The organism is Variovorax ureilyticus (assembly GCF_037889935.1).
Lineage (GTDB): Bacteria > Pseudomonadota > Gammaproteobacteria > Burkholderiales > Burkholderiaceae_C > Variovorax > Variovorax ureilyticus.
This window is the reverse complement of the sequence record NZ_JBBKZU010000001.1, coordinates 838,423-853,164: the sequence shown is the minus strand read 5'-3', so window position 1 is coordinate 853,164 and position 14,742 is coordinate 838,423. Positions and strand designations below refer to the sequence as shown.

The 14,742-nt window shown below is 68.2% G+C and carries 15 protein-coding genes; 13 read left to right on the top strand and 2 right to left on the bottom strand.

The annotated features are described in order from the left end of the window. Position 1: 1 nt before the first annotated feature. The 10 genes from WKW77_RS04090 to WKW77_RS04045 all read left to right on the top strand — a co-directional run bounded on the left by WKW77_RS04090 (position 2) and on the right by WKW77_RS04045 (position 10,488). The gene (locus WKW77_RS04090) at positions 2-907 is read left to right on the top strand and encodes an amino acid ABC transporter substrate-binding protein (RefSeq protein WP_340355527.1); all 906 of its coding nucleotides are present in this window, start codon (positions 2-4) and stop codon (positions 905-907) included. A 19-nt stretch (positions 908-926) separates the two neighbouring features. Further along, complete coding sequence (locus WKW77_RS04085; RefSeq protein ID WP_340355526.1) at positions 927-2,150, top strand: arginine deiminase; 1,224 nt, start codon at positions 927-929, stop codon at positions 2,148-2,150. A 369-nt stretch (positions 2,151-2,519) separates the two neighbouring features. Next, complete coding sequence (locus tag WKW77_RS04080) at positions 2,520-3,524, top strand: ornithine carbamoyltransferase (RefSeq protein ID WP_340355525.1); 1,005 nt, start codon at positions 2,520-2,522, stop codon at positions 3,522-3,524. Positions 3,525-3,526: 2 nt separating this feature from the next. Then, positions 3,527-4,480 (top strand): carbamate kinase, encoded by a 954-nt coding sequence (gene arcC, locus WKW77_RS04075; RefSeq protein WP_340355524.1) that lies wholly within the window; start codon positions 3,527-3,529, stop codon positions 4,478-4,480. Positions 4,481-4,531: 51 nt separating this feature from the next. Further along, positions 4,532-5,173 carry a VIT1/CCC1 transporter family protein gene (locus WKW77_RS04070; protein WP_340355523.1) on the top strand — a complete coding sequence of 214 codons (642 nt, stop codon included), beginning with the start codon at positions 4,532-4,534 and terminating at the stop codon, positions 5,171-5,173. A gap of 16 nt (positions 5,174-5,189) precedes the next feature. Further along, on the top strand, positions 5,190-6,326 hold the full coding sequence (locus tag WKW77_RS04065) for an AI-2E family transporter (RefSeq protein ID WP_340355522.1): 1,137 nt from the start codon (positions 5,190-5,192) through the stop codon (positions 6,324-6,326). A 4-nt stretch (positions 6,327-6,330) separates the two neighbouring features. Continuing rightward, entirely contained in the window at positions 6,331-7,893 is a 1,563-nt protein-coding gene (locus WKW77_RS04060) for an efflux transporter outer membrane subunit (RefSeq protein WP_340355521.1), read from the top strand. 115 nt (positions 7,894-8,008) lie between these two features. Then, on the top strand, positions 8,009-9,115 hold the full coding sequence (locus WKW77_RS04055) for an HlyD family secretion protein (RefSeq protein WP_340355520.1): 1,107 nt from the start codon (positions 8,009-8,011) through the stop codon (positions 9,113-9,115). A gap of 9 nt (positions 9,116-9,124) precedes the next feature. Further along, positions 9,125-10,159 (top strand): DUF2955 domain-containing protein, encoded by a 1,035-nt coding sequence (locus tag WKW77_RS04050; protein ID WP_340355519.1) that lies wholly within the window; start codon positions 9,125-9,127, stop codon positions 10,157-10,159. Continuing rightward, complete coding sequence (locus tag WKW77_RS04045) at positions 10,156-10,488, top strand: potassium channel family protein (RefSeq protein WP_340355518.1); 333 nt, start codon at positions 10,156-10,158, stop codon at positions 10,486-10,488. The genes WKW77_RS04050 and WKW77_RS04045 overlap by 4 nt, the downstream gene beginning before the upstream one ends. Before the next feature lie 33 nt (positions 10,489-10,521). Here WKW77_RS04045 and WKW77_RS04040 read toward each other — a convergent pair whose 3' ends face one another. Then, complete coding sequence (locus tag WKW77_RS04040; RefSeq protein WP_340355517.1) at positions 10,522-10,890, bottom strand: YXWGXW repeat-containing protein; 369 nt, start codon at positions 10,888-10,890, stop codon at positions 10,522-10,524. Between the two features lie 74 nt (positions 10,891-10,964). Between WKW77_RS04040 and WKW77_RS04035 the strand changes: the two genes are divergently transcribed. Both WKW77_RS04035 and WKW77_RS04030 read left to right on the top strand, forming a co-directional pair. Further along, positions 10,965-11,822, top strand: a complete 858-nt coding sequence (locus WKW77_RS04035) for a DUF6502 family protein (protein WP_340355516.1) — start codon at positions 10,965-10,967, stop codon at positions 11,820-11,822. Beyond that, positions 11,819-13,027, top strand: coding sequence for a DUF4382 domain-containing protein (locus WKW77_RS04030; RefSeq protein ID WP_340355515.1), 1,209 nt, complete (start codon positions 11,819-11,821; stop codon positions 13,025-13,027). The genes WKW77_RS04035 and WKW77_RS04030 overlap by 4 nt, the downstream gene beginning before the upstream one ends. Here WKW77_RS04030 and WKW77_RS04025 read toward each other — a convergent pair. After that, positions 13,014-13,757 (bottom strand): tRNA-uridine aminocarboxypropyltransferase, encoded by a 744-nt coding sequence (locus WKW77_RS04025; RefSeq protein WP_340355603.1) that lies wholly within the window; start codon positions 13,755-13,757, stop codon positions 13,014-13,016. The two genes, WKW77_RS04030 and WKW77_RS04025, sit on opposite strands and share 14 nt — an antisense overlap. 211 nt (positions 13,758-13,968) lie before the next feature. Between WKW77_RS04025 and ygiD the strand changes: the two genes are divergently transcribed. Further along, a complete protein-coding gene (gene ygiD, locus WKW77_RS04020; RefSeq protein WP_340355514.1) occupies positions 13,969-14,742 on the top strand; it encodes a 4,5-DOPA-extradiol-dioxygenase in 774 nt (257 codons plus the stop codon).

Sequence of the window (14,742 nt, the reverse complement as noted above, 5' to 3'; positions counted from 1 at the left end):
CATGCGATACATCGAACCGCGCAACATCCTCCTCGCGCTGATCGGCGCCACGCTGCTGCAGGCCGGCGCGGCATTCGCGGCGGGCACGCTCGACAAGCTGCGCGAATCGGGCAAGTTCGTCGTGGGCTACGTCTCCGACGGCTCGTCGCTCACGCAGAAGGACGCGACCGGCAAGGTCACCGGCTATGCCATTGCGCTGTGCACCAAGGTCGGCGAGGCGGCCCGGCAGGAACTGAAGCTGCCGTCGCTCGCGACCGAGCTGGTGCAGGTGTCGATGACGGAACGCTTCAGCGCCGTGGCCCAGGGCAGGATCGACATGCTGTGCGGCGCGGTGCCCACGCTGGAGCGCCGCGCGCAGGTGAGCTTCTCGATCCCGGTGGGCTTCGTCGGCGTGAACGCGGTGGTCCGCTCCGACGCGCCGGTGCGGCTCGTTCAGGTGCTGACGGGACAGGAGCCGCCCCGCGCGGTGATCTGGCGCGGCACCAACGCTCCCGAGCGGCGCGCGCTCGCGGTGGTCAGTGGCACCGTGGTGGAAAGCGCACTGGTCGAACGCCTGGCGCAGCGGCGCATCGCGGTCGACGTGGTCTCGGTGAAGGACACGGCCGAAGGCGTGCAGGCCGTGCTGGACCGTCGCGCCGATGCGTTCTTCGACGGGCGCCCGCTGCTGCTCGACGCGGTGGCGAAGAGCCCCGCGAAGTCCAGCCTCGTGGTGCTCGACCAGCTTTTCCGCCGCGAGCTGCTGGCCTTCGCGATCCGTCGCAACGACGACGACTTCCGCCTCGCCGTGGACCGCGCGCTGAGCCGCATCTACCGCTCGCCCGAACTGCCCGCCATCTACCGGACCTACCTGAAGGAACCGGACCGCGAGACGCTCGAGTTCTTCGAATTGATGGCGTTGCCCGAATAACCCAGACAGGAGGTTCATCATGCAAAAGCTCGGAGTGCACAGCGAAGTCGGCAAGCTCAGGACCGTGATGGTCTGCCGACCGGGACTCGCCCATCAGCGCCTGACGCCGGGGAACGCGGCGGATCTTTTGTTCGACGATGTGCTGTGGGTGCACGAGGCCCAGAAGGACCACTACGACTTCGTCCTCAAGATGCGCGAGCGCGGCGTGGAGGTGATCGACCTGCACGACATGCTGGCCGAGACGCTCAAGGATGCCGAGGCACGCGCATTCGTGCTCGACCGGCGCATCACGATCAACGACGTGGGGCTCGGGGTTGCGCCGCTGCGGGCGTGGCTCGACGAGATGCCTGCCGAGAAGCTGGCCGAGCACCTGATCGGCGGCATCGCGATCCTCGACGTGCCCAAGAGCGAATGGTCGACGCTGCTCGAAGAGGCGATGGGCGGCACCGACTTCCTGCTGCCGCCGATCCCGAACACGCTGTTCCAGCGTGACCCCTCGTGCTGGATCTACAACGGCGTGACCTGCAACCCGATGTACTGGCCCGCGCGCAAGCCGGAGACGCTGCTGCAGCGCGCGGTCTACAAGTTCCATCCGCGGTTCAAGGGTGCGGACTTCAAGATCTGGTGGGGCGATTCCGACGAGCCTTTCGGCGCCTCGACCATGGAAGGCGGCGACGTGATGCCGGTCGGCAAGGGCGTCGTGCTGATCGGCATGGGCGAGCGCACCACCCGCCAGGCGGTGTTCCAGGTCGCGCAGCAGTTGTTCGCGAACAAGGCCGCCGAGCGCGTGATCGCCTGCCTGATGCCCAAGAGCCGCGCGGCAATGCATCTGGACACCGTGTTCAGCTTCTGCGACCGCGAGGTGGTGACCGCATTCCGCGAAGTGTCCGACCAGGTGCGCTGCTACAGCGTGCGGCCGGGGGAGGGGGACGCGCTCGACATCCGCGCGGACAAGGGACACATGTTCGATGTCGTGAGGGAGGCGCTGGGCATCCCGAAGATGCGCGTGGTCGACACCGGCGGCAACGCCTGGCAGGCGCAGCGCGAGCAATGGGACGACGGCAACAACGTGGTGGCGCTCGAACCCGGCGTGGTGGTGGCCTACGACCGCAACACGCACACCAACACGCTGCTGCGCAAGGCGGGGATCGAGGTGATCACCGTGCGCGGCGCCGAACTCGGACGCGGCCGCGGCGGCGGTCACTGCATGACCTGCCCCATCTCGCGCGACCCTGCGTACTAGGATGAAAGCGGTCTTGTCGGCTGGATGCAGATGCGGCGCTCGGGGGCGGGATCACGCCGACGGCGTACTCTGCTCCGCGGATGTTCCCCGGCCTTCGGCCTCCTCCTTTATTTCGCTGCGCAGAGCACGCCATCGGCGCGATCCGTCACGGCAGTCATTGATCGGCCGGCACGACGCGGCGGTCCCCGTGGCGAGGATGCCGGGTGGTCCCCGCAGCGAAATAAAGGAGGAGGCGAAGCCGGGGGACATTCGCGGAGGGGACCACCCGGCGTCCTCGCCACGCCCCCCCCAACCAGCACACCAAGCACACCCAGCACCCTCCGATCGCCCTTTCTGCGCTCCTCCCGAGCGCACATTCAGGAGATTCACATGAGCTTCAATCTGCGCAACCGTTCCCTGCTGACCGTGCAGGACTACACCCAGCGTGAGTTCCGCTACCTGCTCGACCTCGCGCGCGACCTCAAGCGTGCCAAGTACGCCCGCACCGAGCAGCGGCATCTGCTCGGCAAGGAGATCTGCCTGATCTTCGAGAAGACCTCCACGCGCACGCGCTGCTCATTCGAGGTGGCCTGCCACGACCAGGGCGCGAATGTGACCTACCTGGACCCGGCGGGCTCGCAGATCGGCCACAAGGAATCGTTCAAGGACACCGCGCGCGTTCTCGGCCGCATGTACGACGCGATCGAATACCGCGGCGCGAGCCAGACCGGGGTCGAGACGCTCGCGAAGTACGCGGGCGTGCCGGTCTTCAACGGACTCACCGACGAATACCACCCGACGCAGATGCTTGCCGACGTGATGACCATGCGCGAGCACAGCGACCGGCCGATCCACGAGATCAAGTACGCGTTCATGGGCGACACCCGCAACAACATGGGGCATTCGCTGATGATCGTCGGCTGCCTCATGGGCATGGATGTGCGCATCTGCGGCCCGAAGTCGCTCTGGCCCGCGGAGGAGTTCGTGAACATCGCGCGCGACCTGGAAAAGCGCTATGGCGGCAAGCTCACCATCACCGACGACCCGAAGGCGGCGGTCAAGGGCGTGGACTTCATCCACACCGACGTCTGGGTGTCGATGGGCGAGCCGAAGGAGGTCTGGAAGGAGCGGATCGACCTGCTGAAGGCCTATCAGGTCAACAGCGAACTGATGAAGGCCAGCGGCAATCCGCACGTCAAGTTCATGCACTGCCTGCCCGCGTTCCACGACAGCGAGACCGTGCTCGGCAAGCAGATCGCGGACACCTACGGCATCAAGAACGGGCTCGAAGTGACCGACGAGGTGTTCGAGTCCGAATACAACATCGCGTTCGAGCAGGCGGAGAACCGCATGCACACGATCAAGGCCATCCTGGTCGCGACGATGGGAGACTGACCATGCTCATCGTCACCGCGCTCGGCGGAAATGCGCTGCTGCGACGCGGGCAGCCCATGACGTCGGAGAACCAGCGCGAGAACATCCGCATCGCCGCCCGGGCGCTCGCGCCGGTCGCCCGGCAGCACGACATGGTGGTCGGCCACGGCAACGGCCCGCAGGTCGGCCTGCTCGCGCTGCAGGGGGCCGCCTATGCCGACGTCGAAACCTATCCGCTCGATGTGCTCGATGCGGAGACCGAAGGGATGATCGGCTACATGATCGAGCAGGAGCTGGGCAACGTGCTGCCTTTCGAGCGGCCCTTCGCGACGCTCCTGACCATGATCGAGGTCGACCCGAACGACCCGGCTTTCGCGAACCCGACCAAGTTCATCGGCCCCGTCTACACCAAGGAAGTGGCCGACCGGCTCGCGGCCGAGAAGTCCTGGGTCTTCAAGCAGGACGGCGACAAGTGGCGTCGCGTGGTCGCCTCGCCGGAGCCGAAGCGCATCTTCGAGCTGCGGCCGATCAAGTGGCTGCTCGAGCACAACACCATCGTCATCGCGGCGGGTGGCGGCGGCATTCCGGCGGCCTATGAGCCGGGCACCCATGCGCCGGGTGCGCATCGCAAGCTGGCCGGCATCGAATGCGTGATCGACAAGGACCTGGCCACCGAGCTGCTCGCGCGCGAGCTCAAGGCCGACCTGTACGTGATGCTCACCGATGCCGATGCGGTCTACGTGGACTGGGGCAAACCGACGCAGCGCGCCATCCGCCGTGCGTCGCCCGATGCGCTGTCGGCAATGAGCTTCGCGGCCGGGTCCATGGGGCCGAAGGTCGATGCGGCCTGCCGCTTCGCGAAGGCGACCGGCAAGACCGCCGCGATCGGCGCGCTCGGGGACCTCGAACGCATCATTGCCGGCGAGGCGGGAACCACGGTATCTTCGGCGGCGTCCGGCATCGTGCTTGCTAGATAGGGTGCCGTGACGGCCAGGTGCCGCCCGCACCCTTCGGGAGGAGGAATCCAGATGGAAAGCCGTGTTCTCGATCCGATCGACCGCAATTCGGAGATTCTCTTCGGCCTGTTCATGGTGTTGAGTTTCACCGGCACCCTGAGCGTGGCCACCGCCGGCCAGAAGGAGGTGCGCGAGATGCTCATCGCGGCGCTCGGCTGCAACCTTGCGTGGGGATTCGTCGACGCGGTGATGTACGTACTGCGCAACCTCGTCACCCGGGCGAGGCGGGCGCGGCTCTGGCGCGAGGTGGTCGCGGCGCCCGGCTCCGAGCCGGCCCATGGGCTGATCGCGCAGGAGCTCGGGCCGCTCGCAAGCGCCCTCGGCTCGGCCGATCTCGAACGCACCCGGCAGTGGATGGTCGCCCAGTCCGCCCATATGGCGCCCGCCGCGGGGCTCACGCGCCAGGACCTCATTGGCGCGCTCGGCGTCTTTCTGCTGGTCTTCGCGTCGACCTTCCCGCCGGTGCTTCCGTTCCTGTTCTTCAGCGAGGTGCGACCCGCGATGCGCATGTCGGCACTGATCGGGATCGCGATGATGTTCCTGTGCGGCCACGGGTGGGGACGCTACGCGGGCCTTCCGCCGTGGCGCGCAGCGTTCGTGATGGCCGCGCTCGGTGCCGCGATCCAGGCCGTGATCATCGCGCTGGGCGGTTGACTACCGGAGGACGAACATGCGTACGACTGACCCATCCGATGACGAGCTCGTGCGGCGCGGCTCGTCCGCCCTCATGGATGTGCTGATCCGCGCGGGCCTCATCGTGGTGCTCGCGCTGCTCTGCTATCGCGTCTTCTCGCCGTTCCTGACGTTGATCGCGTGGTCGGTGATCCTCGCGGTCACGCTCTATCCGGCGCAGCAGTCTCTCGCGCGCCGCATGGGCGGGCGCCAGGGGCTCGCGGCCACGGTGCTGGTGCTCGCGGGCATCGTGCTGATCATCGTGCCGACGGCGGTGCTCCTGAGCTCGGTCGGCGATTCGGTGCGGGGCTTGATCGCCGATGTGCAGAACAACACGCTGCGCCTGCCCCCGCCGCGTGACAGCGTCGCGACATGGCCGATCGTCGGGGAGAAAGTCTTCGCGATCTGGTCGCAGGCCCACGACGACCTGCCGGCGCTGGTGCAGAGCCTGCAGCCGAAGGTCGGCAATCTCGCGCGCACCGCGCTCGGTGCGGTCGCCGGCATCGGCGGCGCGCTCCTGATGTTCCTCGCGGCCATCATCGTCGCAGGCATCGTGATGGCCTTCGGCGAGGCGGGCAGCGGCGCCATGCAGGCGATCTTCGTGCGCATCATCGGGCCCGCGCGCGGTGTCGAGTTCGCGAAGCTCTCCACGGCAACCATCCGCGCGGTCGCGCAGGGGGTGATCGGCGTGGCCTTCATCCAGGCGATCATCGTCGGGGTGTGCCTGCTGATCGCGGGCGTCCCGTGGGCCGGGGTGCTCTCGGTGATCGTGCTGGTGCTCGGCATCGCACAGGTGCCGGCGGTCATCGTCACGCTGCCGGCGATCGCGTGGCTCTGGGCACGCAGCGATCACACCACCGGCATGAATGCGGCATACACCGTGCTGCTGCTGGTCGCGGGCATGGCCGACAACGTGCTCAAGCCGCTGATGCTCGGCCGCGGGGTCGATGCACCGATGCCGGTGATCCTGATCGGCGCGCTCGGCGGCATGGCGACCGCGGGGATTCTCGGGATGTTCGTCGGGGCCACCTTGCTGGCGCTCGGCTACCAGATCTTCATGGGCTGGGTCGCGACCAGTCCGAGTCGGTCACCAGCCGCGCCCGCAGCGCAGAGCGATCTGGCCGCCGGCGACTGAAGGCATGCCGGAAGCGACCCCGCGTTGGCGCCTTGCAGCCCTTGCGTGGTTCGCGAGCCTGTCGTTGGGCGGCTGCACCATGCTCGGGCCGGACTTTGCGCGGCCCAAGGTGCCGTGGCTCCAGGACTGGTCCGGCGATGCCGGGCGGACGCTCGCGACGGACGCGCCTGCCCGTGCGAAGCCCGTCAGCGACGACTGGTGGCGCAGCTTCGACGACCCCACGCTCGACGCGATCGTGGCCGAGGCCCAGCGGCGCAACCCCGGCGTGCGGCTTGCGGCGATGCGTATCCTCGAATCGCGCGCGCAGCTCGGCATCGCGGGCAGCGGCCTCTATCCGCAGGTGCAGCAGGTGAGCGCCAATGCTCTGCGTGCCGGCCAGCGCCAGTCGCGTGGCGCGAACACCACCTTCTGGAGCGCCGGCGCGGGTTTCGACATCGCCTGGGAGATGGACTTCTGGGGCAAGTACCGGCGCGGCATCGAGTCCGCCGATGCGGCCTACTTCGCGAGCATCGCGCAATACGACGACGTGCAGGTGCTGGTCGCGGCGCAGGCGGCCAGCCTCTACGGCAGCATCCGGACAACCGAGCTGCGCCTTCGCATCGCGCACGAGAACGCGGAGATCCAGAAGCGCAGCCTGCAGATCACCGAGCGGCTTTTCCGCAGCGGCAACGAATCGGAACTCGACGTGCAGCAGGCCCGGTCGCAATACCTGGGCACGCTCGCGACCATTCCGGAGTTCGAAGGCCTGTTGCGCCAGTCGCAGAACGCCCTCGCGGTGCTGCTCGGCCGGGCACCGGGCCCATTGCCCGAGATGTCGCAAGGGCAAGGCCGCATCCCGCGCGCCGAGCTCGGGCTGATCGCAGACGTGCCGGCGGACCTGCTGCGGCGCCGGCCCGACGTGCGCACCGCCGAGATGCAGCTCGCCGCGCAGTCCGCGCTGATCGGCGTAAGCGAGGCGGCGCTCTACCCCTCCATCGCGCTCGGCGGGACGCTCGGGCTGACCGCCACCTCGATCGCCGCGTCGTCGAACACCGCGAGCTGGGCCATCGGTCCGGCGCTGGTGTGGAACGTGTTCGACCACGGCAATCTCACGAACCAGGTGCTGGTGCAGGACGCGCGCTTCCGGCAACTGCTGGAGCAGTACCAGAACACGGTGCTGACCGCCGCGCGCGAGATGGACGACGCGGCGGCCGGCTTCGCGAGCAACCGGGCGCAGATCGACCTCCTCGAAGGCGCGGTGCAGGCGGCGCGCCGCTCGCTCGACATCGCGACGATCCAGTACCGCGAAGGGCTGGTCGACTTCCAGCGCGTACTCGATTCGCAGCGCACGCTGTTCGCCCAGCAGGAGCAACTCGTGAGCACGCAAGGCAGCGTGGTGCAGAGCCTCGTGTCCCTCTACAAGGCCATGGGTGGCGGCTGGCAGGCTGCGCGCGAGCAGCCGCTGCCGATGGACGAGGACACGCGCCGCGCCATGGCCGAGCGCCGCGACTGGATGCCACTTCTGAACGATCCCCTGCCGCCCCCCGGGGCAGAGCCGCCCTCGCGGCGACGGAGCGATACGCCATGAGCCGCCGGGCCGCCCCCAAGGCGAATACCGCAGCGCCGCTGCGCGGAGGTCACTCGATGAGCCGCCGGGCCGCCCCAAGGCGAATATCGCAGCGCTGCTGCGCGGAGGTCACTTGATGAGCCAGCAAACCGACCCCCCACCGCCCAGGGCGAGCACCGGCACGCGCATCGGCGCGCTCGTGCTGGCCGCATTGATCGTGGGCAGCCTCGTCATCTACTTCATCGGCGATCGCCTCACGCCCAGCACCTCGCAGGCGCGTGTGCAGGCCTTCGTGGTGCCGGTGGCGGCCGAGGTCGCGGGCAAGGTGCTGGCGGTGCACGTGCGCGACAACGAGGAGGTGCAGCCGGGACAGCCGCTGCTCGACATCGACCCGGAGCCCTTCCGCATTGCGCTGCGCCGTTCGCAGGCCGACTTCGAGTCCGTGCGGCGCTCCGTGCAGGGCTCGGTCGCCGGTGTGGACGCGGCGCGTGCCGCCTTGGGCGTTGCACAAGCCAATCGCGAGATGGCCGAGCGCGACGCCAGCCGCCAGGAAAGGCTGCACGACGAAGACCCCGGTGCGATCTCCGTGCGACGGCTCGAGATCGCGCAGTCGACTCGCGACCAGGCGCGCAGCCAGGCCAAGCGGGCGGAGGCGGACCTGCGCAAGGCGCAAGAGGCCGCCGGCGGCAGCGGGGATGAGAACGCACAACTGCAAAGCGCGAAGGCCGCCATGGAGAAGGCCGCACTCGACCTCGCACGCACCCGTGTCATTGCGCCGGCGCGCGGCAAGGTCACCGACCTGCGCACCGACGTCGGCCTCTTCGCGCAGCCGGGTGCGCCGCTGATGACGCTGATCGCAACGCACGACCTCTGGATCAGCGCCGAGATGACGGAGAACAACCTGGGCAACATCGAACCCGGCGACGAAGCGGCCGTCGTGCTGGACCTGCTGCCGGGGCAAGTGCTCAAGGGACGCGTGCGCAGCGTGGGCCGCGGCGTGAGCAGCGGCAAGCAGGGCTCGCCCGGCGCGCTGCCCACGGTGGAGAACAGCCGCGACTGGCTGCGGCAGGCGCAGCGCTTCCCGGTGGTGGTGGAGTTCGATCCGTCCGAGGTCGACCGCCTGCGCCGGGTCCAGGTCGGCGGTCAGGCCGACGTGCTGGTCTACACCGGCGACAACCCGGTGATGAATGCCCTCGGCGCGCTTTACATGCGCGTCGTGAGCTGGCTGTCGTATCTCTACTGAAGGCGATCCATGACGCGCGGTGACAAGGCAAGCCTGCGCCTGACCCTCGGGCTGGGCGTGGCCACGCTGCTGGCCTACGGGCTCGCGCTGAAGCTGCCGTTCGTGGTCTGCGTGATGGCGGTGCTGGTGCTGTGCAAGCCCGGCCCGCCGATGCCGCTGGTCAAGGGCATCGTCACTGCGGTGGTGCTCGCCGGGCTGATCGCGGCCGGGGTGCTGATGGTTCCGCTGCTGGAGCACTACGCGCTCGCCGGCGTGCTGCTGACCGGCGTGGTGCTCCACGCGGTGTTCCGCGCGGGGCAGCGCGGCGGTGGCGCGCTGACCGCCTTGCTGGTGATCTCCTTCGCGATGATGCCGGTCGCCGGCGTGGCGGAGCAGTCGCTGATCGCGGTGCTCAGCGTCACGCTCGCGGTCGGGCTGGGCGTCGGCACGCTGGTGAGTGCGTTGTCCAGCGCACTGTTCCCCGATCCGCCGCTGCAGCAGGCGAGGGCGCCTGCGCAACCCACGGCGGCGATCTCGGCCAACTGGATCGCGCTGCGCGGGACGATCATCGTCATGCCGGTGTTCGTGCTCGCGCTGACCAATCCTTCGTTCTACCTCGCCGCCATCATGAAGACGGCGACGCTGGCGCAGCAGGCCGGCGAGGCACAAGCGGGAGCGGCGAGCCGCGAGCTCGTGGGCTCGACCCTCATGGGCGCCTTCATCGGCATGCTGGTGTGGACGGGCCTGTCGCTGTGGCCGAGCCTCTGGATGCTGGCGTTGTGGCTGATGGCCGCGGCACTGTGGACCGGATCGGCCATGTTCGGCGTGCGGCGCACGCGCTTTCGGCCGTCGTTCTGGAGCAATGCGCTGGTGACCGCGCTGATCCTGCTCGGCCCCGCCATCGAGGACAGCGCGAGTGGCAAGAGCGTGCTCGAAGGCTCGGTCATGCGCGTCTGTCTTTTCGTGGGCGTGGCCTTCTACGCCTCGGCCACGGTCTGGGTGCTGGAGCGCTGGCGGGGCCGTGCACAGCGGTTGGCTTCTCGACCCGAGGTGAGCGCCAAATGAAGTCTTCCCGGATCTCAAGACGCCGGTTCTTCCTGGAGCTGTGGCGAGGGCTCGCCATTGTCTGGCCCGCCCTCTCGGGCTTGATGGTGTTGATGCCGTTGATCGGTCTGCTCGTCGCCAAGGTGGAAGGGTGGCCGCTGACCGACGGCCTCTACTTCGCGTTCGTCACCGGGCTCACGGTCGGCTATGGCGACCTCGTGCCCAAGTCGGGACTCGGCCGCGTGCTGTCCATGTCGCTCGGGATGGGTGGAATCATCCTGACCGGGCTCGTGGTGGCCGTGGCCGTGGAGGCACTTCGCGCGACCTTGCACAGCGAGGGTCGCGAATGACCTGCCTGCGATGAGGCAGGCCATGGATTCGCTTCAGCAGCGGCCCTTTTTTGCCTGGCCCGGCGGGCAGTGGCCGTTGCCGGGGCCGCCCCTGGACTTCCAGTCGCCCTCCACCCAGCGATATCCCCCGTCCGCACGCACCCAGCGACCGGGTGCGTAGTCGTAATCGGGACGTGCTTGCACCCAATGCCCCGAGCGCCATGCGTAGTCGTTGTTGGCCCAGTACCAATTGCCCTGAATCCAGACTTGGCCCGACCGCGGAGCGGGCACGGGCTCATAGCGCGGCGGCGGTGGTGCGACGGCGATGACGCCAGGCACATTGATGTTCACCGACACCTGCGCCGGCGCGGTCAGCGGGGCAACGATGGCAGCGAAGGCTGCGGATAGGACCAGAACGCGCATGGTGACTCTCCCGGAAGGTGCGCTTCGAAGAATGTTGAGTGATTTTGCCAGTGATTTGGGATAAATTTCCCAAAATGGATGTTCAGGCAAAGATGCATCAGGCTCTGGAGGGCGCAGTGACGAATGTCCTGCGCGCCCTGTTCCGCGTGCTGCTGCGCCAATCCATGTCTTATTCCGCTTTCGATGAGCTGGCCCGCCGTACCTATGTCGAGGTGGCCATGAGGGACTTCGCCATCGAGGGCAAGAAGTCCACCATCTCGCGCGTTTCCATCCTTTCGGGCCTCACGCGCAAGGAGGTGCGTCGCCTGCTTTCGCTGCCCGAAGGCGACCCGGTGGAGAACGGCGGCGATCGATACAACCGTGCCGCGCGTGTGCTCACCGGATGGGTACGCGACCCCGACTTTCTCGACCCAGCTGGCAGTCCGCGCGTGCTGCCGATGGACGGGCCGAAGGGCTTTGCCGCTCTCGTGCGGCGCCACAGCGGCGACATGCCGGCCCGCGCCGTGCTCGACGAACTGCACCGGGTGGGTGCCGTCGAGTGGCTGGACGAACAGCACGTGCAACTGCACACCCGCGCCTATGTGCCGACTCGCAGCGCCTCCGACAAGCTGGGCATTCTGGGCCGTGACGTGCCCGAGCTCATCGCCACCATCGACCACAACATCGAGCACGGCGCCGGCGACGCGCGATTCCAGCGCAAGGTGATGTACGACGCCATCCCCCGAAGCGACCTGCCGGCCTTCCGCAAACTGAGCGCCACCCAGGCGCAGGCGCTGCTGGAGCGGATGGATCGCTGGCTTCAGGTGCGACACAGGGTCGCCGCTGCCGGCAACGACGCCGAAGCCGCCGCAACGCCGCGCAGGCGCGTGGGCCTGGGCATCTACTACTTCGAGGAGCCGGCGGCTCCCCCATCTCAAGGAGAAACACGATGAAGATTCAGAGTTTCCTGGCCGCGGGCGTTGCCACGTGTGCCTTGCTCCTCGCCGCCTGCGGTGGCGGTGGTGGCGGCGGCGCGGGCGTCGTGGGTGGCGGCGGCATCGGCGGGTCGGGCGTGACGGCCGACAAGGGCACCATGCGCGTCTCGATGACGGATGCGCCGGCCTGCGGCTACGACGCGGTCAACGTCACCATCGACAAGGTGCGCGTGAACCAGAGCAGCGATGCCGCGGACACCGCCAGCGGCTGGGTGGACATCCCGCTGGCAAGCCCCCGGCGCGTGGACCTGCTCACGCTGACCAACGGCGTGCTCTTTCCGCTGGGCGAGGCGCCGCTTCCGGCCGGCAAGTACCAGCAGATGCGCCTCGTCCTGGCGGACAACACGCAGGCCAATCCTCTGGCGAATTCCGTCAAGCCCACGGGGGGCAGCGAGACGCCGCTGGATACTCCCAGCGCCCAGCAAAGCGGCCTGAAGCTCAACATGAACGTCGATGTGCCGGCCGGACAGGTGGTGGACGTGGTGCTGGACTTCGACGCCTGCAAGTCCGTGGTGAAGCGCGGCAACTCGGGCCGCTACAACCTCAAGCCGGTGATCACCGTGGTGCCTTTCGTCAACAGCGGCGGACAACGCGTCGAGGGCTGGGTCGATACGTCGCTGGCTGGCAGCACCACCCTTGTGTCGCTTCAGTCCCAAGGGGTCCCGGTCAAGAGCAGCATCCCGGACAGCCTCGGCCGCTTCGCTCTCTTTCCGGTTCCGACAGGCAACTTCGACCTGGTGGTGACATCGGCGGACCGTGCCACGGCGGTGATCACGGCCGTGCCGGTCAGCGCCACTGCAGTCACCAGTGTGGGTAGCGAGAGCGTGCGAATCAACCCGCCGGGCACGTCCATGCGATCGGTGCTCGGCACGGTGAACCCGGCCAGTGCAACGGTGCGCGCATTGCAGAACCTCACCGGTGGGCCCGCCATCGAAGTGGCGTCACCGCCGGTGGATGCATCGAGCGGCGGGTTCGGCATGAACCTGCCCATCGGAGCGCCGGTGCGTGCGCCGTTCGTGGCCAATGCGTCCTCGTTCGGGTTCTCGGCCGACGCAGCGGTCGCAGGCCTTTACACCGTGCAGGCGAATTCCAACGGCAATCTGCAGAACACGGCCGTCAATGCCAACAACCCGGTGCCACCCCTGAGTTTCAACCTGCCCTGAACCGGCCTTCGCGCAAGCGCTGGTGGGCAGGGTCTTCCCATGCAATGGGTTGCTGATTCTTCGCCCGCAGATAGTGGTGGGTGAAGACCGCGAGATAGGCCTCCAGCGTTTGCCCGGCAATGCGTTCGCCTGCCAGGTGCATGCACAGGGCGGCCACCTCGCTGGTGCAGAAATGGTCGTCGCGGCCGGAGCGGCGCAGCGTGTATTGCGAGGCCTGCTCGGGCTCCAGGCTCAGCACCGGGAACGGATCGAGGTAAGGACTTCGGCGAAACATCTTGCGAGCCTCGGTCCATGTCGCGTCCAGAAGGATGAACAGCGGCCGCTTACCGCCATCGCCATGAAGGCTGCCCGGCGGCTGCACGGTGTGCACGACTCGCTCGGGCGCGACGTACTGGCCCGGAAACACGACATACGGTTGCCACTGCGGGTCGGCCAGCAGGGCCAGGAGAGCGGGGTCGGCTTGGGTGCGCGACCAGCCGAAGGCAAAGGTATCGGGCACCACGTCGGCGACCAGCCAGCCGGTGTTGGTCGGCTTGAGCGGCTCGATGTCGGCCATGATCAGGCACACCCCTGCGCGCGTGGTCAGCGAGGGGCGCAGGGCACACATGCAGTGGCTGGGAACCAGCCTGCAGCCCGCGCAGCGCTCGCGCTTGAAGCCGCCACGGGCGAGAAAGGGTTTGGCGCTGCGCGCGAGACGCGCGGCGCGCAGGCGGGATACGGCATGCGGCATCCAGGGATTCTCGGGCAGGCCCGCCATCCGGCAGCCAGACGGTCGAGTACGCTCGGCTCCGATCAATTTCCCTGAAAACATGCTTTCTGCCGATTCCAGCCGCCGCGGCTTTCTCCTCCAATCTTCAGCGCACGGAGCCGTCGCGCTGCTGGCGACAGTGTCCGGCTTCGCGCACGCTGCAGCCGAGAAGAGCGGCCGGGCCGCGGCCCGCATGCCCACGATCTTCATCGGCCACGGCAGCCCGATGAACGCGCTGCGGGACAACGAGTTCACGCGCCGACTGGTTGCGTGGGGGAAGGCTTTGCCGGCCCCGACGGCCATCCTGAGCGTCTCGGCGCACTGGCTCACGCAGGGGGTGACCGGCGTGGGCATCCAGGAGCGGCCCAAGACCATCCACGACTTCGGGGGCTTTCCGCAGGCCCTGTTCGACATCGAGTACCCGGCGCCCGGTCACCCGGCCATCGCGCGCCTCGCTGCCGGCCTGGTGACCCAGGGCCGCGTCGTCACCACGCAGCAGTGGGGCCTGGACCACGGCACGTGGACTGTTCTCAAATACCTCTACCCCAAGGCGGACGTGCCGGTCTTCCAGCTCTCGGTCGACTACGACAGGCCGGCCGCCTTCCACTACGCCGTGGGCCGCGAGCTTGCAGCGTTGCGGGACAAGGGGGTTCTCATCCTCGGCAGCGGAAACATCGTGCACAACCTGCGTGCGACGGACCGGGGCGTTCCCGATGCCCCGTCCGCGAGCCGCCCCTGGGCTCAGTCTTTCGACGATGCGGTGAAGTCCGCCCTGCGCGGACGGGATGACAAGGCGCTCATCGACTTCGACAAGCTCGAAGGCGCTTCGGTGGCCGTTGCGACGCCCGACCACTACTACCCCTTCCTGTACCCCCTGGGCGCCGCGGGCAGTGGGGAGCGTGCGCAGACCATCTACGAAGGCTTCCAGTCTGGAACGCTCAGCATGCGCTGCGTCCAGTTCGGATAG

Bases quoted from the DNA above. Each gene is read 5' to 3' on its own strand.
- WKW77_RS04080 (WP_340355525.1), top strand. From the start codon at position 2,520: ATGAGCTTCAATCTGCGCAACCGTTCCCTGCTGACCGTGCAGGACTAC.
- WKW77_RS04035 (WP_340355516.1), top strand. From the start codon at position 10,965: ATGGATGTTCAGGCAAAGATGCATCAGGCTCTGGAGGGCGCAGTGACG.
- WKW77_RS04085 (WP_340355526.1), top strand. From the start codon at position 927: ATGCAAAAGCTCGGAGTGCACAGCGAAGTCGGCAAGCTCAGGACCGTG.
- WKW77_RS04045 (WP_340355518.1), top strand. From the start codon at position 10,156: ATGAAGTCTTCCCGGATCTCAAGACGCCGGTTCTTCCTGGAGCTGTGG.
- WKW77_RS04050 (WP_340355519.1), top strand. From the start codon at position 9,125: ATGACGCGCGGTGACAAGGCAAGCCTGCGCCTGACCCTCGGGCTGGGC.
- ygiD (WP_340355514.1), top strand. From the start codon at position 13,969: ATGCCCACGATCTTCATCGGCCACGGCAGCCCGATGAACGCGCTGCGG.
- WKW77_RS04025 (WP_340355603.1), bottom strand. From the start codon at position 13,757: ATGCCGCATGCCGTATCCCGCCTGCGCGCCGCGCGTCTCGCGCGCAGC.
- arcC (WP_340355524.1), top strand. From the start codon at position 3,527: ATGCTCATCGTCACCGCGCTCGGCGGAAATGCGCTGCTGCGACGCGGG.
- WKW77_RS04055 (WP_340355520.1), top strand. From the start codon at position 8,009: ATGAGCCAGCAAACCGACCCCCCACCGCCCAGGGCGAGCACCGGCACG.
- WKW77_RS04030 (WP_340355515.1), top strand. From the start codon at position 11,819: ATGAAGATTCAGAGTTTCCTGGCCGCGGGCGTTGCCACGTGTGCCTTG.
- WKW77_RS04040 (WP_340355517.1), bottom strand. From the start codon at position 10,890: ATGCGCGTTCTGGTCCTATCCGCAGCCTTCGCTGCCATCGTTGCCCCG.
- WKW77_RS04070 (WP_340355523.1), top strand. From the start codon at position 4,532: ATGGAAAGCCGTGTTCTCGATCCGATCGACCGCAATTCGGAGATTCTC.
- WKW77_RS04065 (WP_340355522.1), top strand. From the start codon at position 5,190: ATGCGTACGACTGACCCATCCGATGACGAGCTCGTGCGGCGCGGCTCG.
- WKW77_RS04090 (WP_340355527.1), top strand. From the start codon at position 2: ATGCGATACATCGAACCGCGCAACATCCTCCTCGCGCTGATCGGCGCC.
- WKW77_RS04060 (WP_340355521.1), top strand. From the start codon at position 6,331: ATGCCGGAAGCGACCCCGCGTTGGCGCCTTGCAGCCCTTGCGTGGTTC.